The sequence below is a fragment of the Streptomyces sp. 4N124 genome (assembly GCF_052245395.1).
Lineage (GTDB): Bacteria > Actinomycetota > Actinomycetes > Streptomycetales > Streptomycetaceae > Streptomyces.
The window spans coordinates 19,633-41,260 of sequence record NZ_JBQQBS010000020.1 but is presented as its reverse complement, the minus strand read 5'-3'; the positions used below and the strand labels follow the sequence as shown (position 1 = coordinate 41,260).

The 21,628-nt window shown below is 68.6% G+C and carries 17 protein-coding genes and 2 pseudogenes; 6 read left to right on the top strand and 13 right to left on the bottom strand.

Features of this window, described 5'->3' with window-relative positions:
- Positions 1-40: 40 nt before the first annotated feature.
- From ACTWQO_RS21390 to ACTWQO_RS21345, 10 genes are all read right to left on the bottom strand, one after another.
- A complete protein-coding gene (locus ACTWQO_RS21390) occupies positions 41-1,039 on the bottom strand; it encodes an ABC transporter ATP-binding protein (RefSeq protein ID WP_443238927.1) in 999 nt (332 codons plus the stop codon).
- The gene (locus tag ACTWQO_RS21385; RefSeq protein WP_443238926.1) at positions 1,036-3,081 is read right to left on the bottom strand and encodes a dipeptide/oligopeptide/nickel ABC transporter permease/ATP-binding protein; all 2,046 of its coding nucleotides are present in this window, start codon (positions 3,079-3,081) and stop codon (positions 1,036-1,038) included. The genes ACTWQO_RS21390 and ACTWQO_RS21385 overlap by 4 nt, the downstream gene beginning before the upstream one ends.
- Positions 3,082-3,084: 3 nt before the next feature.
- Positions 3,085-4,119: an ABC transporter permease gene (locus ACTWQO_RS21380; RefSeq protein ID WP_443238925.1), complete on the bottom strand. Its 1,035-nt coding sequence runs from the start codon at positions 4,117-4,119 to the stop codon at positions 3,085-3,087.
- Positions 4,120-4,152: 33 nt separating this feature from the next.
- On the bottom strand, positions 4,153-5,745 hold the full coding sequence (locus ACTWQO_RS21375; protein WP_443238924.1) for an ABC transporter substrate-binding protein: 1,593 nt from the start codon (positions 5,743-5,745) through the stop codon (positions 4,153-4,155).
- A 55-nt stretch (positions 5,746-5,800) separates the two neighbouring features.
- Positions 5,801-7,189: a serine hydrolase domain-containing protein gene (locus ACTWQO_RS21370; protein WP_443238923.1), complete on the bottom strand. Its 1,389-nt coding sequence runs from the start codon at positions 7,187-7,189 to the stop codon at positions 5,801-5,803.
- 398 nt (positions 7,190-7,587) lie between these two features.
- The gene (locus ACTWQO_RS21365) at positions 7,588-7,941 is read right to left on the bottom strand and encodes a hypothetical protein (RefSeq protein WP_443238922.1); all 354 of its coding nucleotides are present in this window, start codon (positions 7,939-7,941) and stop codon (positions 7,588-7,590) included.
- Between the two features lie 474 nt (positions 7,942-8,415).
- Positions 8,416-10,893 (bottom strand): WD40 repeat domain-containing protein, encoded by a 2,478-nt coding sequence (locus ACTWQO_RS21360; protein WP_443238921.1) that lies wholly within the window; start codon positions 10,891-10,893, stop codon positions 8,416-8,418.
- Between the two features lie 270 nt (positions 10,894-11,163).
- On the bottom strand, positions 11,164-12,018 hold the full coding sequence (locus ACTWQO_RS21355; protein WP_443238920.1) for a GNAT family N-acetyltransferase: 855 nt from the start codon (positions 12,016-12,018) through the stop codon (positions 11,164-11,166).
- Positions 12,019-12,211: 193 nt separating this feature from the next.
- Entirely contained in the window at positions 12,212-12,712 is a 501-nt protein-coding gene (locus ACTWQO_RS21350) for a cupin domain-containing protein (protein ID WP_443238919.1), read from the bottom strand.
- A 713-nt stretch (positions 12,713-13,425) separates the two neighbouring features.
- Positions 13,426-13,629 carry a hypothetical protein gene (locus ACTWQO_RS21345; RefSeq protein WP_443238918.1) on the bottom strand — a complete coding sequence of 68 codons (204 nt, stop codon included), beginning with the start codon at positions 13,627-13,629 and terminating at the stop codon, positions 13,426-13,428.
- A 43-nt stretch (positions 13,630-13,672) separates the two neighbouring features.
- On the opposite strand from ACTWQO_RS21345, the pseudogene ACTWQO_RS21340 reads away from it, so the two are divergent.
- Positions 13,673-14,023 (top strand): annotated as a pseudogene (locus ACTWQO_RS21340) (ISAzo13 family transposase); the annotation flags it as partial.
- Positions 14,024-14,046: 23 nt separating this feature from the next.
- On the opposite strand, the gene ACTWQO_RS21335 reads toward ACTWQO_RS21340, so the two are convergent.
- Positions 14,047-14,871 carry a helix-turn-helix transcriptional regulator gene (locus ACTWQO_RS21335; protein WP_443238917.1) on the bottom strand — a complete coding sequence of 275 codons (825 nt, stop codon included), beginning with the start codon at positions 14,869-14,871 and terminating at the stop codon, positions 14,047-14,049.
- 283 nt (positions 14,872-15,154) lie between these two features.
- Between ACTWQO_RS21335 and ACTWQO_RS21330 the strand changes: the two genes are divergently transcribed.
- Positions 15,155-15,352 carry a hypothetical protein gene (locus ACTWQO_RS21330; protein ID WP_443238916.1) on the top strand — a complete coding sequence of 66 codons (198 nt, stop codon included), beginning with the start codon at positions 15,155-15,157 and terminating at the stop codon, positions 15,350-15,352.
- 255 nt (positions 15,353-15,607) lie between these two features.
- Here ACTWQO_RS21330 and ACTWQO_RS21325 read toward each other — a convergent pair whose 3' ends face one another.
- Together ACTWQO_RS21325 and ACTWQO_RS21320 are read right to left on the bottom strand one after the other, a co-directional pair.
- On the bottom strand, positions 15,608-16,306 hold the full coding sequence (locus ACTWQO_RS21325; RefSeq protein ID WP_443238915.1) for an ABC transporter ATP-binding protein: 699 nt from the start codon (positions 16,304-16,306) through the stop codon (positions 15,608-15,610).
- 4 nt (positions 16,307-16,310) lie between these two features.
- A complete protein-coding gene (locus ACTWQO_RS21320) occupies positions 16,311-17,759 on the bottom strand; it encodes an ABC transporter permease (RefSeq protein ID WP_443238914.1) in 1,449 nt (482 codons plus the stop codon).
- A 190-nt stretch (positions 17,760-17,949) separates the two neighbouring features.
- On the opposite strand from ACTWQO_RS21320, the gene ACTWQO_RS21315 reads away from it, so the two are divergent.
- From ACTWQO_RS21315 to ACTWQO_RS21300, 4 genes and pseudogenes are all read left to right on the top strand, one after another.
- The gene (locus ACTWQO_RS21315; protein ID WP_443238913.1) at positions 17,950-18,612 is read left to right on the top strand and encodes a response regulator transcription factor; all 663 of its coding nucleotides are present in this window, start codon (positions 17,950-17,952) and stop codon (positions 18,610-18,612) included.
- Positions 18,609-19,802 carry a sensor histidine kinase gene (locus ACTWQO_RS21310; protein ID WP_443238912.1) on the top strand — a complete coding sequence of 398 codons (1,194 nt, stop codon included), beginning with the start codon at positions 18,609-18,611 and terminating at the stop codon, positions 19,800-19,802. The genes ACTWQO_RS21315 and ACTWQO_RS21310 overlap by 4 nt, the downstream gene beginning before the upstream one ends.
- A gap of 73 nt (positions 19,803-19,875) precedes the next feature.
- Positions 19,876-20,297: pseudogene (locus tag ACTWQO_RS21305) on the top strand (ISL3 family transposase); the annotation flags it as partial.
- A gap of 682 nt (positions 20,298-20,979) precedes the next feature.
- Positions 20,980-21,597, top strand: a complete 618-nt coding sequence (locus tag ACTWQO_RS21300) for a TetR/AcrR family transcriptional regulator (RefSeq protein ID WP_443238911.1) — start codon at positions 20,980-20,982, stop codon at positions 21,595-21,597.
- The last annotated feature ends 31 nt before the right edge of the window (positions 21,598-21,628 follow it).

The following is a 21,628-nucleotide window of genomic DNA, read 5'->3' as shown; positions in this document are numbered from 1 at the left end:
TGGGTGTGCAAAGGGTCGAGGTGCTGAGGGGCGGGCCCGCTCACGTCGGAGTGCTCGTCGGCACCGACGCTCCGACGGCGAAGTGGCAGGCGGTGGAGTGCACGCGTTCCGCCGCGCCCGCGGAGGGGTCGAGGGTCAGGCACTCGGCGCGTCCGGGCAGGACCAACGGCCCCACAGGACAGCGTGGATGGAAGCGGCAGCCGGCCGGTACGTGGTGCGGGTCGGGTGGTTCTACGTCGGTGACGGCGGCGCCGGTCTGCCCGGGGACGTCGTCCCGCACGTATCCGTCCCGGTGGGGTGCGGCCGCCAGGAGCTCGCGGGTATAGGGATGCTGGGGGGCGGCCAGGACCTCGTGCGCGGGGCCGCACTCGACAATGCGGCCGAGGTACATCACCGCGATGATGTCGCTGACGTACCGCACCACCGCGAGGTTGTGCGAGATGAACAGCGTCCCCAGGCGCATCTGCCGCTGGAGGTCACGCACAAGGTTGAGCACGGTTCCCTGGACCGACACGTCCAGTGCCGAGGTGATCTCGTCCGCGACGACCACCTCGGGACGGCCCGCCAACGCCCGTGCCAGTGCAACCCTTTGACGCTGCCCACCGGAGAGTTCGGCCGGCCGCGAGTGGACGTGCCCCGCGTCGAGGCCCACCAGCCCGAACAGCCGCGCGACCTCAGCACCGCGTCCCTGGCTGCCGGTCAGGGCGCCGCGCGGGATGGCCTCGGCGACCGAGTCGCCGACCCGCATCCGGGGGTCCAGTGAGGCGTACGGGTCCTGGAAGACCATCTGCACGGCCCGGCTCGTTCCGCGGGCCGGGCGGCGGTTCACGTCGTCGCCGTCGAGCAGTACCCGTCCGGCAGCGACCGGCGCGAGGCCGACCGCCGCGCGGGCCAGCGTGGACTTGCCCGAGCCGGACTCCCCGACCAGGCCGACCACTTGCCCCGGGGGCACGGTCAGACTGACCCCGTCGACGGCTTTCAGGGCCCTGCGCCCCGTGCCGTAGCGCACGGTGACATCTTCGAATCGCAGCTCGCTCAAGGCCGTTCACCTTCCTCGCCGGTGGAGGCGGCCGGCCGCTCGTCGTCGAGGGCCACCCCGTCGGTCTGCGGGTTCCAACAGGACACCCGGTGTCCCGGCGCGCTCACCTCGAGGTGTGGTTCGTCCGTACGGCACCGGTCCTGCGCGAAGGCGCACCGGGCCGCGAAGGCGCAGCCGGCCGGCACCTGGTCCGGGATGACGGGACGGCCCGGGACCACGGCGAGCGGCCGGTCGAGTTCGGTCTCCATGTGCGGCACGCTGGCGATGAGGGCACGCGTGTAGGGGTGCCGGGCCGCGGTGAGCAGCCGGTCCGAGGGCAGTTCCTCCACGATGCGGCCCGCGTACATCACCAGGACCCGGTCGCAGGTCTGCGCCACCACGTCGATGTCGTGGCTGATCAGCAGGAGGGCCACGTCGTCGGCGGCGCGGACCCGGTCCAGCAGGCCCAGCACCTGCCGCTGCACCGTCACGTCCAGTGCGGTCGTGGGCTCGTCGGCGATGATCAGCTTGGGGCGGCACATCAGGCCCAGGGCGATCATCGCGCGCTGGCGCATGCCGCCGGAGAACTCGTGCGGGTACTGGGCCGCCCGTCGCTCCGCCGCGGGCATGCGGACCTCACGCAGCCGTTCCACAGCTCGGGAGAGCGCTTCGCGGCGGCCGGTCCTCAGGTGCTGCTCCGCCACTTCGGCGAGTTGCCGACCGATGCGCATGGTCGGGTTGAACGAGGCTGTGGGGTCTTGGAAGACCATGGCAAGGGAGGTGCCCAGCAGGCGTCGAGTGGCCGCCCCGTGTTCTGCGCCGGCGAGCAACGAGGTCCCGAGGAACTCCAGACGGCCGGCGTCGACCGCGCCGGGATGCTCGACGAGCCGGCTCACGGCGAGGGCGGTGAGGCTCTTGCCGGACCCTGACTCCCCCACAACGCCCACCGCTTCCCCCTGGCCGACGTGGAAGCCGATACCGCGCACCGCGGTCACGGGGCCGCGCGGTCCGGGGAAGGTCACCCGCAGGTCTTCGACGGACAACACCGGCTCCTTGCCGGGCGCGTGGGTGTCCGGCGTCGCGACCGGTGCCCGGTGGGCCGCGGGCGGCCCGTCGGGGCGGAGGGGGCGCGAACGGTGTGCGGTGGGGACGCCGACGGCCTTGGCCACGGCCTCGCCCGTGAGGTTGAAGGCCAGTCCGGCGATCACTACAGCGACGCCGGGTGCCAGGGCCGCGGCAGGGTGGGTGTAGATGCCGCCCAGGCCCTCGCCGAGCAGTCGTCCCCAGTCGTACGACGGCGGCTGTACGCCGAGGCCGAGGAACGACAGCCCGGAGAAGGCCAGCAGCGCACCGCCCGCGCTGATGGTGGCGTTGACGATCAGCGGTTCGGAGATGTTCGGCAGCACATGGCGAGCGAGCACCCGCGCCTTGCCGACCCCGGCAACGCGGGCCGCGTGCACGTAGTCCCGCTCGCTGACCGACGCCACCAGCGTCTGGGCGAGCCGCGCGAAGCCGGGTGCCATCGCGAAGCCGATCGCTAGCACCGCGCCCTTGGCGCCGAGGCCGAACACCACGGCGAAGAACAGGGCCAGCAGCAGTCCGGGGAATGCCACGGCGACGTTCACCATCGCCGTCACCAGCCGTCCGACACGGCGGCCCAGCAGTGTCGGCGCCACGCCGAGCACCAGTCCGGTCACCACACCGAGAGCCGTGGCGAGCAGTGCCAGGGCGACCGAGAGCCGGGTGGCGACCAGCACCCGGAACAACACGTCCCGGCCGAGGTTGTCGGTGCCCATCCAGTGACGTCCCGACGGCCCCTGGAGGATCCGGTCGGTGTCGATGGCGTCGGCGCGGCCGGACCACAGCAGCGGTGCGAACACCGCGAGCAGCAGCACGAGCAGCAGGAGCGCAGCCGCGCAGCCACCGAGCGGGGTGCGCAGCAGTCCGAGCCACCGGTTGCCGTCCGGGCGGCTCGCAGCCTTCACGTCCTCTGCCGGGTCGCGGGCCCCGTCCGACATCGCTTGGCCCTCGCGCGCCCTGCGGGCCTCGTACTCCACCGCCATCGGTCAGCTCTCCCGGATCGCGGAACGGGGATCGAGCAGGGCCAGGACCACGTCGACCACGAGGTTCACCAGCAGCACTCCCGTGCCGTAGACGAGGACGACGCCCTGTACGACGGGGTAGTCCTTGGACAGGATCGACTCGACGATGGTGCTGCCAAGACCCGGCCACGCGAAGACGTTCTCCACCAGAACGGTGCCGGCCACCAGGCCGCTGAGCAGGAGCCCGCCGATGGTGAGGCCGGCGGTCACCGCGTTGGGCAGGGCGTGGCGGAGGTAGATCCTTCGCAGGGGCAGCCGTTTGGCGCGGGCGGTACGGATGTAGTCCGTGTGCAGCACCGTCAGCGTCTCGATCCGGACGATACGGGCCAGTACTGCCGCCGGTCCGGCGGCCAGCGACAGTACTGGCAGTACATAGGAGGCGAATCCGCCCTGGCCGGCGACCGGGAACCAGGCCAGCTCCACGCCGAACACCCAGACGAGGCCGACGGCAAGCAGGAACTCCGGGACACTGGCCACCAGGACACTGGTCGAGGTGAAGGCCAGCTCGGTACGGTGCCGACGTCCGCCGCGGGTGAGGACCGCCATCGCCAGGCCGAGCGGCACCGACAGCAGCACCGCCAGCAGGAAGGACGCCACGGCGAGGGAGACCGTGGACGGCAGCCGGTCCCCGATCATCTGGTTCACCGGAAGGCCGCTGGTCACGGAGGTACCGAGGTCGCCGCCTGCCAGATCCCGCAGGAAGCGCAGGTACTGCGTCGACAGCGAGTCGTTCAGCCCCAGCTGTTCCCGCCGCAGGTTCACCACCTGTGGCGAGGCGTTCATCCCGAGAGCGCCCCGCACGGGGTCGCCGGGGATGAGGTGGAGCATCGCGAACGCCGCAGTGACCAGCACCCACACCGACAGCACCAGCCGGGTCAGGCGACGTACCGCGAAGCGAACCCACGGGTGTTCCACCAGGCTGCGGGCCAGGCCCGGCAGGGCGTGCGGGTGTTTGTCGCCGGTCCCGGTCAGGAGCGGGTCGGCCGTAGTCGCGTTCATCTGTGTGCGTGCCTCCGGGTCACGGCCGGCTGGTCATCCGACGACGCGGATCGAGGTCGGGGCGATGGCGCCGTCGGCGAGGTCGAACGTCGCGCCGTTGCCGAACACGGGCGTGGCCAGGTCCGCGAACGGGACGACGTCGGCCCGCTGGAACAACGCCTTCTCCGCGGTGGCCCACGCCTCGCAGACCTTCGCGCCGACGAGCGCCGAGGCCTTCTTGACGTGGGCCTCGTACTGAGGGTTGTCGATGGATCCGAAGTTGTTGCCGTTCGGCGGGGTGGCGCCCGACACGAACGGCACTGCCTGGGTGGGCAGGGTCACCAACAGCGGCATGAACATGGCGTCCCAGGAGCCCTGTCCGGAGAGGACCTGGTCGAACTGGCTGTCTGCCGCGCCCCGCAGGGTCACCTTGACACCGGCCTTCTGCCAGAAGGACCGCAGCAGTTCCGCCGCGTTCTGCATCGGGGCGCCGCGGCTGGTCGGGTAGTAGAAGGTCAGCGACAGCTTCTTGCCGTCCTGCTGGCGGACGCCGTCGGAGCCCTTGACCCAGCCTGCGTCGTCAAGGGCCGCTTCGGCCGCGGCCCGGTCGTGGGCCGGGAGCGTGCCGTCGAGGGTGTCCTCGGTGCACGGGCCCTGCCCCGTGGCGACCAGGCCTGCGGGCAGCGCGCCCCCGCCGTTGGTGACCACCGTGCGCAGCTGTGCCAGGTCGAGGGCCTGGGTGAGGGCGCGTCTGACCTCCGGGTCCGCTGTGGCCGCGCCGCGCCGCTGGTTGAACCACAGTTCGCCCAGGGGGGCGTGCATGGCCCGCTTGAAGTCGAGCCTGGACTCCACCCGGGTCTTGTCCTGGCCGGCGATCAGGGCGGCGTTGATCTGCTTGGCGAGCAGCAGGTTCGCGGCCGTGGCCTCGTTGCGTACGACCTTCAGCACCACCGTGTCCGGAAGCCCCTTGGTGTCGGCCTTCAAGCCCGCGGGCCCCCAGGCGTAGTCCTTGCGCCGGGTGAAGGTGTAGTGGTCGTCGGCGACGGCCTCGGTGAGGGTGAACAGCCCGGTGCCCGAACCGCCCTGCTTGAGGATCGAACGGTCCGTCAGGCCCTTGCGGCACACGATGGGCAGGGTGCCCACGTTGCGTCCGAGGAAGGCGTCAGCCCCGGGAGAGGTCACCGTGACGGTGCCGGCCGCGTCATCGGCCTTCGCCTTCGCGGCGGCGGGAACGTACAGTCCGGTCATGCTCGACCCAGCCTTGGGATCCGCAGCGTAGTTGATGTTGTCGGCGACGTCCTGCGCGGTGAGCGGGGTTCCGTCGGAACAGGTGATGCCTTTGCGCAGCGTGTAAGTCGCGTTCGTGGACGTGGACTTCCAGCTGTCGGCCAGCGCGGAAACCTCCTTGCCGGCGGGGTCGACAGCCAGCAGTGAGTCGTACATGAACAGACCGACCTGGTGCGCGACGGACAGCGTGGTCGCGTGCGGGTCGAGAGTTCCGGGGTCGGCAGCCATGGCGAGGGTGAAGGTACCGCCGTCGACCGGCTTCCCGGACGTGCCGGCGGTGCCTCCACCGCCGCTGCACGCGGTCAGGGCGAGTGCCAGTGCGCCGGCCATCGCGAGCGTAGTCGTCCCTGCATTCTTCATGGGTGTCTCCCGCAGAGGGGTCCAACGGGCCGAGGGGGAACACCGGCCCGGGCGGTCACTGGGCCGTACGGCGGTCTGCCCGGCCGGTGTGCAGGAACTGCGCGGGGCCGTCGGGAGTGCTGCCGACGAAGGCGTACGGCTGGTGGAAGCCGTGCTCCTGTTCCTTTGCGATCAGCGTGTCGCCTTCGAAGGCGATCAGCTCGACCTTGGTGGTTTCCATGCCCATTTCCGCGGCGAGCCCCTTGGGGACGCACTCGACCCAGATCCGGTGTTCGTCGTCCTGGGTGACGGTGTTGTCGAACATGCTGGAGGTGTAGGTGCCGACGTAGCGGCTCGCGTCGACGGGACGGGGGGCGGCGGGCGGCTCCGGCATCGTGGGCAGATCGACGCCTGCCAGCTCCCGCAGGGCGTGCCCCACGACCTCGCGGTAGAGACCGAGGGAGTGGCCACCGTTGGTCAACAGGGTGACGGCGAGGTCGTGTTCAGGGACCAGCCGCAGAAATGCGGACTGGCCGATGGTGGTCCCGTCGTGTCCGATCAACCCGGTGCCGGCGCCGTCGAACATCTCCCAGCCCAGACCCCAGGCGTCGCCCATGACCCCGAGGCGGGGCAGCCCGACCTCGCGCCGCCGCATCGCCTCCGCGCTGGCAGCGCCCAGCACGACCGTGCCGTCACGGGCCATGCCCAAGTCGAGGTGCATCCGGGCAAAGGCCAGAAGGTCCTGGGGACGCATGGCGAGCATCGAGCCCGCCGGCGCGTTCGAGGGGGCGAGGGACCACATGGGGGCGGGCTGCAAGGGCGCTTCGGGCGAGGGGCGGAGGTGTCCCACCGCGGTGCGGTACAGGATCGCCTCGTCCGCTCCGTGTGCCGCATGGGTGAGCCCGAGCGGGGTGAACAGGTGGTCGCGCAGACAGGCGCCGAAGGGCTTGCCGCGCACCACCTCGACCAGTCGGCCGAGCACGCAGTATCCGGCGTTGTTGTAGGAGAACAGCTCCCCCGGCGAGAAGAGCTGCGGCACGTCGCCCAGGGTGGCGACGTACTTCTCCACGCAGTTGTCGTCCCTGCCGGTGTCCGTGAAGATGTCCCCCTCGAACCCGGCGGTGTGGTTGAGGAGTTGCCGGACGGTGATCGTCGCCGCCGCGGACTCGTCGGCGATCCGGAACTCCGGCAGTCGGCTGCGCACCGGGGCCTCCAGCTCGACCAGGCCCTCGTCGACGAGCTGCATCACCAGCGTCGCGGTCCACAACTTCGTGATGGAGCCGATCTGGAACAGCGTGTCGGTGTTCACCTCGACCCCGGTCGAGAGGTTCACAACGCCCGCACCGTGGTCGGCGACGTCTCCCCGCAGGTCCACGGCCACTGCCGCACCCGGCACCTCGTACTGCTCGAGAAGCGCGGGCAGCCGCTCTTCCCACCATGCTCGAATCGCGTCGAGTTTCATCATGCGGTGAACGTAGGCGTGCGCACGCCGCGCGAACTCGTACCGATACACGAAGCCTCGACGCCAACTCCGTCCTCCCGTACGAAGTCGGCGACCGCAAGCCTGTACGGGCATCCTGCTCCGCGCGCCGACGCTGCCGCACCACATCGATACATCTGCTCTAAAGACAACAAGCCGCAAGGATTGCGCATGAATTATTCTCTATTTCAACAAATACAGCAGAGCATGGAGGGGGCATGGGCAATAAAAGGTCGGATGAAAAGCTGCTCTGGCCATTGATATGGTTAAGAACTCCTAACGAAATGATCTTCGAGGTGGTTGGGTCACTCCAGGACCGGTGTGACCACCGATCAGGTGACGGCTTTGGTGCCCCTGGCATCAAGCACTCGCCGAGAAGGCAGTCAGTTGAAAGCGTCTGTCATACAGTCCACCCGGCAGTCGGCGGCCTCGTAGCGCTGGCGGAGGGCGGCAGCTGCTTCTTCGCGCTCCACGTAGAGCCCGTAGTGCTGACACGCCACCCTGGTCACGTCGTTGACCGTGACGATGGCAGGTTCGCCGCGTGCGGCCCGGCGGCGCGCTTCGGCGATCGCCATGTCCGCAGAACGCAGCAGGTTTCTGGATCGCTCCCGGATTACAGCCGCTTGGGCCCGTTTTACCGAGAGGGGGCGCAGGACACGTCCCCGCCAGACGAAGCCGGCGGCGACAAGCGCGAGACCGAGCGCTATGAACAGGAGTCCGCCGGGATCGTGACGCATCTGTCCAGTCTTCACCACTCGCGTCATGATCGTCCTGCCCGCGCCGAGGTGACGCTGCCGACTTTCGGAGCGACGTGGTGTCAATGAGCCTTCCAGAAGGCGACCGATCTGGTGACGCCACCGGGACGCGCAACGCACGAGACTCCTGCGTCGTTGGGGGAGGTGTTCGAGTCTCAACCCACGGGCACAGGAGCCGCGTTGGTTCCCTATTCTGCCTCACTCGACCTGCCCCACGCCCTGCTCGGGTGGGTCACCATGCTGGGTCCCCTGGACCGTTGTGACGCCCGCCTCTTGTTCGCGGCGGTTCTGACGCGCGTGCGGGACGATGAAAATCCACTCGGCCGCGGTGACGGTGGCCGCGAGCGCGCTGTCCGGCGCAGGGCGATGACGACGGCCAGCTCCGCTCCCCGCAGTGCGGAGCGACACCTGCTGCTCGGCGAATACCGTCGCTACCCTGGCGAGGCCCCTGGCTTGTCAGGATGCCCTCGACAGCACCCCAACCTCGCGACCGAACCCGACCGCGAAGCGCCCGCCCGGTGCTGCCACGAGTGCGTGCACGGGGAAAGGGAGCAGGTGGTCGGTACCGGCTGGGCACCCTGCGGTGAGATCGCGGAACCGCACGGTGCGGTCATCGCCGAGGGCCGCGACGAGCCGTCCGTCGGCCAGCGCTGAGACCGCCAGCGTGTTGCCGGAGCCTGACTCGGCGGCCTGGGCGTCGCGGATCTGCTGCCCCGTGGACAGGTTCCACAGGCGTAGGGTCCGGTCCCGGCCCTTGCTGATCGCGATGGGAGCTCCGCCCAGGGTGGCGGTGGCCACGGCGGTCACCCAGTCGGTGTGGCCGGTCAGGGGTTCGCCGAGCTGTCGCCCGGTGGCGAGGTCCCATAGCCGCACCGTCTTGTCCCAGCTGCCCGTCACTGCCACGGGCCGTCCGTCGAGAACCGCGGTGGCGACGGCGGTAATACGGCTGGAGTGGCCGGTGAGAGGTGCGACCAGGGGCCGTCCGGTGGTGAGGTCCCAGACGCCCACGACGCGATCGCTGCCTGCGGTGAGGGCGACGGGCAGGCCGTCCAGGGTCGCCGAGGCGATGGCCAGGACTCTGCCGTGGCCGCTGGGGAACGGACGGTGGACGATTCGCCCGGTGGCGAGCTCCACCATGTCCAGGGTGGCGTCGGGAGCGGCCGTGACGACGACCGAGCGTCCACCCACCACCGCCGTCGTCATGGCGGACACCTCTGCGCTCAGAGGGGCGGAGGCCTGCGAGCCGGTGGTCAGGTCCCAGGTGCGCACGGTGTGGTCGGCGCCTGCGGTGACGACCACGGGGACACCGTCAAAAACCGCTGTGGCGACCGCCAGGACGGATTCGGTGTGTCCGGCACGCAGTCGGCCGCTGTCCCCTCGGGCAGCTGTGAGGTCCCAGGTGCGCACCGTGTGGTCCTCCCCCGCGGTGACGGCGACGCAACGTCCGTCCACCACGGCGGTGGCGACGCCCCACACCTGGCCGGTGTGCCCGGTGAGGGGCTCACCCTCCTGTTCGCCGGTGGCGAGATCCCAGACCCGTACGGTGCGGTCGCGGGATGTCGTGACCGCCAGGGTGCGCGTCCCGACCGAGACGCTGTCGATGGCCCACACCCGATCGGTGTGACCGGTCAGCACGCTGCCCACGGGCGACGGGTCGAGCGCGTGCCAAGGCGTGACGGTGCCGTTCGGACCGGGGACGAGGGAGACGGGCGTGTCCCCCAGCACCAGGCTCCGGGAAGCGTCCCTCACCCGGATTTCCCAGGCGGACTGGGCGACGACCAGGCCGTTCGTCCGGGCGGAGAGCAGGCTCGCCAGGTCGACGAGGTCTCCCGGACCGCCCTTGACCAGCTCCTTGCCTGCGGCTGCTTCCAAAGGAATGCTGCGAATGCTCCGCGTACCGGCAGGGCCCGTGGAGTCCATGGGGCTCGTCGGCAGGTCCCAAAGGCGCAGTGTGTGGTTTACGCCCACGGCGAGAGCGACACTGCGCTCTTCCATGGTCAGTGTCGGGGACGGGCCGTCGGGAAAGAAAACGGGGGCGAGGTCACCGACGAGTTCCGGTGGACCCTCGTAGTGGGTGTCGAGGACCACGACCCGGCCGCCGACGACCGTCAGGGTTGACACTGTGTCGGCGGCCGCCAGGTCTGACACCGCGTCGTCGTACTCGGCATCCGACACCAACTCCCGCAGGTCGGTTGCCAGAAGCACGTGGCGGTCCAGATCCCACACACGGCCCGCCTGGCCCGCCTCCTTGGTTACGGCGATGTCCCGCTCTTCGAGTGCCAACGGTCCCTCGGCCGGCAGGCACTCGCCGACCTCGCGGCCGGTGGCCAGGTCCCACACCCGCGCGGGGTGGTCCGGTGGGCGTGTGACAACGACCTCGCGTCCGTCCAGCCTCCCTATGCCCACCATCCAAGGGAACACGCCGAGCCGACTGCCAGTGGCCTGGTCCCACACACCCAGGGTCCGGTCCGCCTGGACGGCCAGCACCACGTGCCGGCCGTCCAGGACCAACCGCGCCAGCCCCAGGGCCAGTTCGCCCGCAGAACGCCCCGTCTCCGGATCCCACAGCCTCGCGGTCCCGTCAACGTGGCACGTGATGACCAGGGGTTGCCCGTCGACCACCACCGTGGCCAGGGCCACCAACTCGGGCGACAACGACGACACGGGGTCGGGAGGAGCTGCCGTCAGCGTATGCAGCCGCTCCCCCGTCGCCAGGTCCCAGACACACACCGTCGCATCGCGGCTCGCCGAGACGACAACCGGACGCCCGTCGACGACCGCCGTCGCCACTGCGACCACGGGGGCATCGTGACCGTTGAAGGAGCGGAGCAGCCGAGGGTCGGACGCGGAACCGCACGTCCAGTCCGCCCGCCAAGAGGCCGGCTCCTGCGAGGAAGTCACTTCCCGGGACACGTGATCAGATCGTTCCACCATGGCCCCAAGGCTATGGGGCCGCCCTGGGTCGCAAGAGGTGGACCATGCGCTGGAAGGCACCCCTGAACGCGTGCCAGATCCCTTCGCCGCCGCCTGACCCCGAGCAACAGCTGACACTCAACAATCAAGATCAGCCGCTAAATTGACACACCCAGGGCTGCCTCGCCGAAACCCGTCTCTCGCTCAACACGACAACTCAACGGAAGGTCAGTAGCTGTTGTAAACCCCAGTAGTTGCTGAGGCCTTCCGCGCCGGGGATTGCGCTCCCCCTCAGGCCTGGGGCCGACGCGCCTGCTCAGCGGCTTGAGCGAGGCTCGCCAGCTGTGGATTTTCCTGGTGGGTCACGGTGAGTTTGAATCGGCTGATGCGCCATCCCTTCGGCGTACGGACCGCCTCGGTATCGTAGAAACCCACCACCAGCCAGCGGTCGGGTCCGTCACCGACGAGTTCCACCGGAAGCCAGTGCTCGGCACGCACGTGCGCATGAATCGTCGCACTGTCGCCGTCGATGGTGACGACGTGACCGGTGATCGCGTGGTGGGTCGCAGCGAAGGGCGCCAAGGTTGTGCGGAGGAGTTCGACGCAGTCACGCAGCGAAGCAGTCACCGCCGGCATGCCGGTAACTGCTTCGAAATCCACCGTCAGTGGATCGGTGCAAATGCGACTGGGCAGGTGGGTGAACTCCTTCATGTCTGCGATATCGGCATATCGGCTCAGCAGCTCGGCGAGATCAATACGGTCGTCCATAACGTCCCTTTGCTTGACGCACTTTGTTGCCTGACCAGACGGGGATCGGGGCTTTACCGTTGAACCGGGCGAAGGCGGCCGGGGCAGACCGGTCCGCTCGGTGATGAGGTGGATCATTGCCGCCTCGTTGCCGCCCCACACGGTGAACATCAGCGCCGGGCCGCCGCCTGCGAGCGTTGCCTGCTCGCAGGCCGCCATCGCGGCCCGACCGTAGCCTTTGCCGCGGTGCTGCTCCTGGGTGTACAGCGAGTAGCCGTAGGTAACCCCCGGGAGGTACCGGTGCTTCAACCAGCCAGTGCCTATCTGCTCGCTGGCCGCTTCGAGCACCAGGAACGTGTTGTCGGGCGTCGCCAGGCCCTCGGGAATCAGCGCGATCACAGCTCGCCAAGGCTGTCGGCGTGTCCGCACTTGCGTCGCCGGGCTGCTCATCATGGTTACATCGCTCAGCCCGGCTACCTCCGTGACCGGAGCGGGACGGGGCCTGGCCGAGTCCTGGATGACGTCGGGCTGTCGAAGGCCGCCCAGGCTCGGTGAGCTTCGGCCGACGGCCGGGCTTGTCGGCCCCTGCGGGCTACAGGAACTCGCTTCGGTAGGTCAAGGCCAGCTCGGCCGCGCGGCGGCGGCGTTCCGCGAGTTCGTCCTCCGACAGTTGCGGCGGCGGTGCGTCCTTGCCCGCGACGACATCGCCGATGCGCATGAAGTACTCGTCCTGGCCGGCGGGGGTGCACATGCACAGCATGCGGGCCGGCGCACCCGAGGCGTTGCGGAAGTTGTGCGGCGCGTTGGCCGGGATGTTGATCGTGGACCCGGCCCTTACGGTGTGCTTCTCGCCGCGGAAGGTGAACTCGATCTCGCCTTCGAGGATCGTGAACATCTCCTCGAAGTCGTGCCGGTGCGGCGGTGGGCCGCCGCCGTCGGGGATGCGCATGTCGATCAGGCAGTATTGGCCGTTGGTCTGCTCGCCGGTGATCAGCATGCCGTACGTGTTGCCCACCAGCGAGATGTACGTCGTGCCGGGATCGTCGGGGTTCGCGACGGTCAGCGACCGGGACGGATCGTCGTCGGGGATCATCGTGGTCGTCTCCTCAGATGTCGGTCAAGTGGGAGTCGGTCGCCTGGCGCGACGACGACCTTGCCGCTGGGCAGAGCGCCCGCGGCGTCGGCGTGCGGGCCGACGACTCAGCCGGGTGCACCCGCGGGCGGTTGATTGTTGACGGTTGAAGTGCAGCCAAGAGTAGGAACGGCCATGCGTAATAAGCGTGTACTTTTGCGACACCGGATGGGATTCCGACGACATCTTCGTCGGCGCGGAGGACACATGAGCAGCAGGCCGCGTTTCCTCGGCCCGGGCGACAGGATGGGCACGTTCACCGTCGACCTCCGACTCCGACTCCACCGGCACCGGCACCGGCCGGGGACGTGGGAGCCGTTCATCGACACATGGAGCGACCGCATGGGGGGACCTGTACCCTCGGCCGGAATTGAGCGCTTCCACAATCGACGGCTTCCAGGGAGCGATGCGCTGGGTGACCCCGCGGCGCACCGTTGTCATCGAGCTCTGGGGCTCTTCGCCCTGACTGTCTCCGAAGCCGCCGCGCGCTGGCACTTCACCGACAGCAGCCACTTCATCCGCGCATTCAAAAAACACCCGCCCAGCACGTCCGCCGACCAACCTGACGACGAGGCTTCCCCCGTTCCGGTTCACCGGCGACCGCCGCGGCCAGCCCGGCATCTCGCCGCGTCCTGATCCGCTGCGGTCTGCGGGCTCCGACGCCTGTCGAGTCCTTATGCTCCGCCTTTGCGGCGGCGAGGCGTGGCCGAGCGGGGCGGTGTGGAGCGCATGTGGTCGCGTACCGGCGCCAGCAGGCCGGCGAGAGTTTCGGCGTCGTCGCGCGAAAGCGGCTCGAACAGGAGGCCGCTGACCACCTCGACGTGACCCGGCAGCACCTTCGCATACGCCCGGAAGATCGTGAACCGTATCCGCGTCATGGGCTTCACCGGACCCGGCCAGGTGTTGGAGGGCTTGCCAGCCGACTTCGCGCTGTCCATGGAGGACATTCCGGACGAGCCGGCGACAACCTCGACAGGCGCCAGCCCCGCTTGGGACCATGCCCTGCTGTCCGATCCCGCCCTGACCGGCATGCCCCGGCAACAACTGGACGACCTCACAAGAACCTTGGCTGCCGCCGAACCTCTCGCCGTACTGTTCGGCAGCAGCCAAAGCGCGATGCACCGCACCCTTCTGAAGAACCGGAAACTGCCCAAGGCACACGGCGTCGTCCATCCCACCCGCGACGACGCCACCCGTCTTCCTCACGGCCCTCCAGGCTCGGGTCCTCGCCAAACCGGCGAGTCCCACAACAAGATCAAGACGACGTGTTAATGATCTGCAAGCCCTTGGCTTAGCTAGGCCGTCACGGCTGCCAGGAGTTGGAGTTTTTCGTAGTTCGGTGAGCCGGGCACGGCGGAGAAGACCAGCAGTTCCTGGGCCTGGTCGGGGTCCACCAGCCGCTGGCAGTACAGCTCCATCTCGCCCAACTCCCCATGCCGGTAACGCTTGAGGTCCTGATGGTGGGTGACGTCGACCTCGTGCAACCGCCACAGCTCGGCGAACTCGGGGCTGACCTCCAGCAGTGCCGCGACGATCTCGCCTGCCCTCCCCTCAGGGTCCGCCGTGTACGCCGCCCGGATCTCCACGGTAAAAACCCTGCCCCGCAGGGCGTGATCCTCGACGGGATACAGATCGCGTTGCGCCGGGTCGGTGAACCAGCGATAGACCAAGTAACGGGACAGTCCGCTGAACCGGGTGTAATCACCCAGCAGCGCAACCGCCGGGCGGGTCTGCAGCAGCGTCTCACCGAACCGGGACATCACCAACGCGGGCGTGTCCGAAAGCCGCTCCACGATGCGCCTCATGGTCGGGCTCACGTGATCCTCGCGCAGCACCCGCCGCGGCGCGGAGTGCCCGGCGAGGACGAAGAGGTAATCCCGCTCACTCAGGCTGAGATGCAGCCCTCGGGCGAGCGCGGCGAGCACCTGCTCGGACGGCATCGGGCCACGCTGCTGCTCGATCCGACTGTAGTAATCGACCGACATACCAGCCAGCGCGGCCACCTCCTCACGCCTCAGCCCACCGGTACGACGCCGAGAACCGCGGGGAAGCCCGACATCCTCCGGCTGCAACACCTCCCGACGCGCCCGAAGAAAGTCGGCCAGCAGTACCCGATCCATCTCAACCTCCGCGGGCCAGACGCATGCAGCCAAGAGTAGGAACGGCCATGCGTAGCAAGCGTGTACTTTTGCGACACCGGATGGGATTCCGGCGACATCTTCGTCGGCGCGGAGGACACATGAGCAGCAGGCCGCGTTTCCTCGGCCCGGGTCGGCGCGGCCCGTGTGCGAGGGACCTGCCTCGGGCGTCGGGTTCTGGGAGGCGCCGAAGTCAGAGCCTGCGGAGGATCCTGCGGGCGGCGTCGGCATGTGTCGGCGCCACGCGGTGTGAGGGAGCCACCCGGTGACGTTGGGCAACGGCCTCACCGGGGTGGAGAGAGCAGCGCTCAGGCGCACCGGGGTGGGCACTGTCGCCGATGGCGTCCTTGCGCATGCGGATCGGCGCCGCGACAGTTCAGTGGTTCTGGAGCAGCAGGCGGCGGTGAGCTTTGCTCTTCAGGTCGTCATTGGTTCCTTCCAGTGCCCGCTGGGCGCCAGTTGAGGACCATCAGCGCGCGGACGAGCACGAGCATGACCTCACCCACCCATGCCACCCCCGTGACCTGCACGTTCAAGACCACCGAGGGCAAGACAGACCGCGAGATCCGCCGCTGCCTCAAGCGATACCTCGCCCGACGCTTCTATCGCCACCTCAACAGCGCCGCTGCGGCGATTGGGGTTGACGGGATATAGAAGCTTCATTGGGAAGTCCTGCAACCCGAAGCCACGCTGGAAACCAGGTGCGGGGAGACGTCGGCTACCGCGCGCTGAGCTTCCCCCGCTTGAGCTGCAGCACCTCGTCCGAGGCGTCCGCCACCTCGCGTGAGTGCGTCACGACGATCACGCACTTGCCCTCGTCATGCGCCAGCTTCTGGAACACGGAGATGATCCCGGCCGCCGTCTCGTAGTCGAGGCTTCCGGTGGGCTCGTCGGCGAAAAGGATGTCGACCTCGCAGGCCAGTGCGCGGGCGATGGCGACGCGCTGCTGCTGGCCGCCGGACAGCTGCAGGGTCTTGCGGTTCTGGTCGACGCGGTCCACGCCGAGCAGGTCGAGGAGTTCGACGGCGCGCCGCTTCTTTGGAACGCCCTTTACCCCGGTGATCTCCATGGCGGAGGTGATGTTCTGCGTCGCCGTCATGTAGGTGAGCAGGTTCAACGACTGGAAGACCGTGGCCACATGGCGGTTGCGGTACCGGCCAAGGCCCAGATCGCCGACGTCCTGGCCCTGGAAGCGGACGCTGCCCGAGGTGGGCGAGTCCAGGCCGCTGGCCAGAGAGAGCAGCGTGGTCTTGCCGCTGCCGGAAGGGCCGATGACGGCGTACATACGGCCGGGTTCGAAGGCGTAGCTGACGTTCTTGAGGACGGCGCGCTTGCGGCTGCCGCTTTGGTAGGTGCGGGTGATGTCGATGAGTTCGAGCACCGGGGACGAGCCTCCTGCCGCGGTCGGGGTGGTCATCGCGTCAGTCGCCCTTCGTGAGGATGTCGCGCGGGTGGAGGCGCAGCACTCGGGCGCCGGGGATCAGGGTGGCCAGGGCGGCGATGCCGAGGCCGGTGGCGCCGACCTTGCCGATGTCGGCGGGGCCGAGGTTGATGTCCATGTGGTCGATGGGCTTGACTTCCGGCTCGTTGCTCTCGTTGTCGCCGCCCATGCCCAAGGTGTCGGAGGGGTCTGGCTTGTCGGCCTCGTTCGCGGCTGCCTCATTGGCGGAGGAGACCTCCCCGGAGAGAAGCTGGTTGCCGATGGCCTGGGAGAGGAACTGGCTGCTCACGGCGGCGAAGCCGATCGCCATGACCGCGCAGGCGGCCACTTCGACCAGGTGCTGGCCGAGCAGCTTGGGCTTCTTCTCGCCGAGGGAGAGCAGAATGCCCAGCTCCTTACGGCGCTCGCGCAGTGACGAGGCGACGATAAGGGCGAGGATGACGGTGCCGGCGAGGGCGACCAGCCAGACCGTGATGGAGGCGAAGCCGGCCGTCTTGTTGATCGGGCCGACCAGGGTCTTGTACTGCTTGTCGTTGACGGTCAGCGGGAAGATCTTGAGGTCGACGCCGGCCGCCTGCGCGTCCAGCTTCAGCTGGCCCAGGTCGGCGGGGTCGCGCAGCGTGAAGGTGGCCTGGTTGAGCACTCCCCCGTCGGCACCGACCTCCTTGCTGTCGAGCCGGGTCGCGCCGCCCGGGGTCACGTAGATCTGGTTCGAGGGGGCCATCATCGGCGGAACGTACGTGCCGGTGTCGGCGGAGTTGTTCCGGTAGATGCCGCCGACGACGAAGCCTATTTCCTTGAAACCGATCCTGCCGTCGGGGTGCCGGACGATGGCCTTCAGCTTGATCTTGTCGGCGACCTTGAGGTGGTTGTCCTTGGCCATCCGCTCCTCGATGACGACCATGTCGCTCTTGCTGTCCGGCTTGATCCCGGAACCGGCTACGAGCCTGGAGTCGCCGTTGCGGAACGCCGAGACCGCCTCCAGATCACGGACCCCGTCGGCCTTGAAGAAGTCCGCGCCACGGTTGTCCTGCCCGACCGGCGCGGGAACCGGCTGGTGCAGCTTGACCTGGTCTGTGGGGGCCGCGACGCTGTCCTTCCTGTAGTTGCAATTGGCCACCACCGACGACTTGCAGATCTTGTCCACCAGGCTGCGTTGCAGATCACCCTCGGCACCGATGAAGCCGGGCTGGCCTGGATCCTTGCCCTGCTGCATCTTCCCTGAGTTGAGCAGGGCATTCAGATCCAGCTGCATCGTGGCCACCGCACCCACGCTGTTCCTCGCCGACTCGGCGGCGCGCGCCGCGGCCGACTGGATCAGGAACCCGGACAGGACCAGGGTGCAGATGACGAAGAACAGCCCGCCCAGCATCAAGGTCTTACCCAGATGGCCGGTCAGCCGCCACCACGCCCGTTTGAACAGATTCATTGCGTACGACAACTCCTTGCCCGGCGACTTTGCGAAATCTGGATGTGACGATAGCCAGTCGCCGTTTTGAGCCGTGTTTGCAAAGGGTGGGGGCCGGGCGCCGGCTCATACACGCCTCAAATCCCGCATCTGATAAATGTGGGCATCCGGGATGTCGAACGCTCAGAATTCATAGAAAGGGTTGCGGATCGTGCGGGTGCTGGTGGCGGAGGACGAGCAGTACATGGCCCGGATCCTGGAGATCGGACTGCGCCGCGAGGCCATCGCCGTCGACGTCGTGCACGACGGGGCGGCTGCCCTGGATAGGGTCACCGTGTACGACTACGACGCGGTGATACTCGACCGTGACCTGCCCGGCGTCCACGGCGACGAGGTGTGCCGCCGCATCGTCGCCATGCGCCTGGAGTGCCGCATCCTCATGCTGACCGCCGCCGGACGCCTCGGCGACAAGGTTGAGGGCCTCGGCCTCGGCGCCGACGACTACCTTGCGAAACCCTTCGACTTCCCCGAACTCATCGCCCGGCTGCGCGCGTTGTACCGGCGAAGCCCCGTGGCGCACGCGCCCGTCCTCACCTTCGCCGATCTGTCCTTCGACACCCACCGACGCCGCGTCCTGCGCGCCGGACGGGAGGTGCGCCTGACCCCGAAGGAACTGGCCGTCCTGGAACTCCTGATGCGCGCCGACGGCGGCGTGCTGAGCGCCGAATACCTCCTGGACAAGGCGTGGGACGCGCACGCCGATCCGCTCACCAACGCGGTACGTCTCGTGGTGCACACCCTGCGCAAGAAACTGGGCGAACCCCAGCTCGTGCACACGGCGATCAGCGCCGGCTACTACCTGGGGGCGAAGTGAGACGGCCTTCCTGGCTGCGCCGAGTATGGTCAACCCGCGCCCTGAGCATCCACACCCGGCTCTTCCTCGGTTTCGCCGGCGCGCTCGCCGTCTCGGCGGCCCTGATGGTGGCCGTCATCTACTCCGGCATGCGTTTCCTGCCGACGTACGACTTCACGGACACCGTCGTCACGGATCCCGGGGCCCTGCACGAGCTGCCCCACACGGGGAAGCCGTTCCCCGAAGCCAGCGTGCCGCCCGGGGTCACGCCGGGCACCAGGGTGAAAGGGGCGATCAGCAGCAAGGAAGACGTCTGGAACACCGCGCTCCAGGTGTCCGCCGGCGGGCTGCTCCTGGTGATGGCGATCGGCCTGGTGGTCGGCTGGCTGCTGTCCAAACGGCTGCTCGCGCCGCTCGGCACCATCAGCCAGGCCGCCGCCAAGGCCGCCGACGGCCAGCTGCAGTACCGCATCAATGCTCAAGGCCCCGCCGACGAGTTGAAGCAGCTGGCCGACACCTTCGACACTATGCTGGCCCGCCTGGAAGAGTCCTTCGCCGCCCATCAGCGCTTCGCGGCCAACGCCTCGCACGAACTGCTCACCCCGCTGGCCACCACACGAGCCGTCCTGCAGATCGCCGTGGCCGACCCATCCGGCGAGGAGTTCGCGGAGCTCGCCCCGATGCTGGTCGAGACGAACGAACGCAACATCACCATCGTCAAGGCCCTCCTCGACCTGGCCGCCGCCGGCCACGCCCCTTTCGACCCCGAGCCGGTCGACCTGGCGGCACTCACCACAGCCGCGGCCGCCGAACGCACCACGCAGGCGGTCCTGGCCGGCATCCGCCTGGAAGTCGACACCAAGCCGGACAGCACCGTCGACGGCAACGCCACCCTCCTGCGCCAGCTCCTAGTCAACCTCCTCAACAACGCCCTCACCTACAACACCCCGGGCGGCTCCGTGTACCTCACGGTCCGGCGCGAACGCCATGTCGTCCTCAAGGTCGAGAACACCGGACCGCACGTCGACGAGGCCTTCGGCCAACGCCTCTTCGAGCCCTTCTACCGCCTCGAGCCCCGCGTCACCAGCGACCGCTCGGGCCACGGCTTGGGCCTTGCCATCGTCCGCTCCATCGTCCACGCCCACCACGGCACGGTCTCCGCGCGGGCCAATCCGGACGGGGGGCTGACCGTCCGGGTCGAGCTTCCCTAGTGGGGTCCATCAGGATTTGGGCTCTGTTCCGCAGTCGGTGGTGACGGTAGGTGACGGGCGTCGTTGACGTTGCATTCGAGACGTCAACTCCCTTGTGGGAACGGTGTTTTCGGGACTCTCGGCGCTGGTCATCGACGATGTGGCGGACGACGGTGAGGTCATCCGAGTCTTGGCCCGGAACCCGGGATGTTCCCTTTCCCTGCCCGATGTTCGGGGTCCCGACGGGGAAGGTGCACGGATACCACGTCCAGACAGTTGCGGATGTGCCGGTCGATGGCCGCCGGGTCGTGGTCAACGTCCAGGTACGACGAGGAGTTGTGCGGCCGGGCGGCCGTCCGGCTCACCCGGTCATTGGCCGTGCCCGTATCGTTCGCCACCGCCCTGCAGGTGCTGCGGGGGAATCCCCCGCCAGCGGCGCGGATCCCGAGGGTGATCGGGCTCGATGACTTAGCCCTGCGCCGCCTTCACCGCTACGCCACGATCATCATCGATGCCGTGGGGCCTTGACCCGGAATCTTGGACACGGGCTATGCGGCTGGGCCAGCGTAGTTGATGTTGTTTCGAGTGCTGTCTCGTAGGCGATGGGGCTGCGTTGTCCGAGGCTGGAGTGGCGGCGGACGGATCGATCGAGCGGGCGAGCGAGTCGTTGCTCGCAGCCTCAAAGTGAAGAGGGCACCTTTAATGCGACGAATCGTCGCAGTAGTGCTACGGTGCTTTCGCGGGCAGGGACAGGCGCCCGGTCACAGGAGGGGCTGCGTGGCCTCGCGCCGGGCGTATCCCCTTGCTGGAGCAACCCCAGGAGGAACGATGGCAGCTTCTCCACTGCCTTCCGGCGACAGCGATGTCACGCATGCGCCGGGAAACACCCTGCTCCTTGAGAACGAACGGGTGCGGGCGTGGTCCGATGACGCTGGAGCCCGGCGGCATGTACGGCTTTCACCGGCATCACCACGACCACGTCATCATCCGGCCCGGCCAGGGGCAGTCCAGGGGCAGGTGCCCGGCTCCGAGGACGCAGCCGCACCGGATCAGCAACGTCGGCATCACCGAAACCACGACGCACGTGATCGTCGACCTTCTGGAGCCCTCGCCCCACGTCGAGGCAGAGCCCTGCGTGCGCAACGGGCGGGCACATTCATCCCGGCCGGTGAGACCGAAGAAATCCGCGAGGAGTGACGTGGCACCCGAACAGGCGAGGCAGCAGCAGGCCGTCAAGACCAGGCCAGGCGGACGTAACGCTGTGCGTGCCCGGGTGCTGGAGGCGGTCCTGGAACTGGTCGCTGAACACGGTTTGAACGGCGTCCGCTATGACCAGATTGCCGAGCGTGCCGGGGTGCACCGGGCCAGCGTGTACCGCAACTGGCCCTCCGTCGATGAACTCGTCTACGACGCCGTGGCCGGATATGCCGAGCAGATGAACCCGATCGCAGACACCGGCGACATCCGGGCCGATCTCGTTGAGGTGCTGCTTTCGCTGGCGGCGACCCTGAACAGTCCGATGGGGCAGGTCATCATGCGGGCGATGCACCGGCCAGGACCCGACTTTCCCCGGGTGCAGACCTTCACGGACGAGGTGGTCACCCGGCGTTTGGTGATCCTCCGCCACCGTTTGGACAAGGCCGCCCAGCTAGGGCAGCTGCCGGCAGTGGACGCACGTTCCCTCAATGAACTGCTGTCCGGAGCGGTGCACTACCGCCTGGCCTCCGGCCGCAAGGAGCCCTTCACCCGCAGGGACGCCGAGTGGATCGTCGATGTCGTCCTGGGCGGCGTGCGGACAGCCGAACGGCCCGACTGACCGGCCGGCACCGGCTGTCACGGGCACGCGC

Excerpts from the sequence above, each read along its gene's own strand:
- ACTWQO_RS21370 (WP_443238923.1), bottom strand. The coding sequence starts at position 7,189 with ATGATGAAACTCGACGCGATTCGAGCATGGTGGGAAGAGCGGCTGCCC.
- ACTWQO_RS21325 (WP_443238915.1), bottom strand. The coding sequence starts at position 16,306 with ATGACCACCCCGACCGCGGCAGGAGGCTCGTCCCCGGTGCTCGAACTC.
- ACTWQO_RS21345 (WP_443238918.1), bottom strand. The coding sequence starts at position 13,629 with ATGACGCGGATACGGTTCACGATCTTCCGGGCGTATGCGAAGGTGCTG.
- ACTWQO_RS21375 (WP_443238924.1), bottom strand. The coding sequence starts at position 5,745 with ATGAAGAATGCAGGGACGACTACGCTCGCGATGGCCGGCGCACTGGCA.
- ACTWQO_RS21385 (WP_443238926.1), bottom strand. The coding sequence starts at position 3,081 with ATGGCGGTGGAGTACGAGGCCCGCAGGGCGCGCGAGGGCCAAGCGATG.
- ACTWQO_RS21320 (WP_443238914.1), bottom strand. The coding sequence starts at position 17,759 with ATGAATCTGTTCAAACGGGCGTGGTGGCGGCTGACCGGCCATCTGGGT.
- ACTWQO_RS21360 (WP_443238921.1), bottom strand. The coding sequence starts at position 10,893 with ATGGTGGAACGATCTGATCACGTGTCCCGGGAAGTGACTTCCTCGCAG.
- ACTWQO_RS21335 (WP_443238917.1), bottom strand. The coding sequence starts at position 14,871 with ATGGATCGGGTACTGCTGGCCGACTTTCTTCGGGCGCGTCGGGAGGTG.
- ACTWQO_RS21365 (WP_443238922.1), bottom strand. The coding sequence starts at position 7,941 with ATGCGTCACGATCCCGGCGGACTCCTGTTCATAGCGCTCGGTCTCGCG.
- ACTWQO_RS21350 (WP_443238919.1), bottom strand. The coding sequence starts at position 12,712 with ATGATCCCCGACGACGATCCGTCCCGGTCGCTGACCGTCGCGAACCCC.
- ACTWQO_RS21380 (WP_443238925.1), bottom strand. The coding sequence starts at position 4,119 with ATGAACGCGACTACGGCCGACCCGCTCCTGACCGGGACCGGCGACAAA.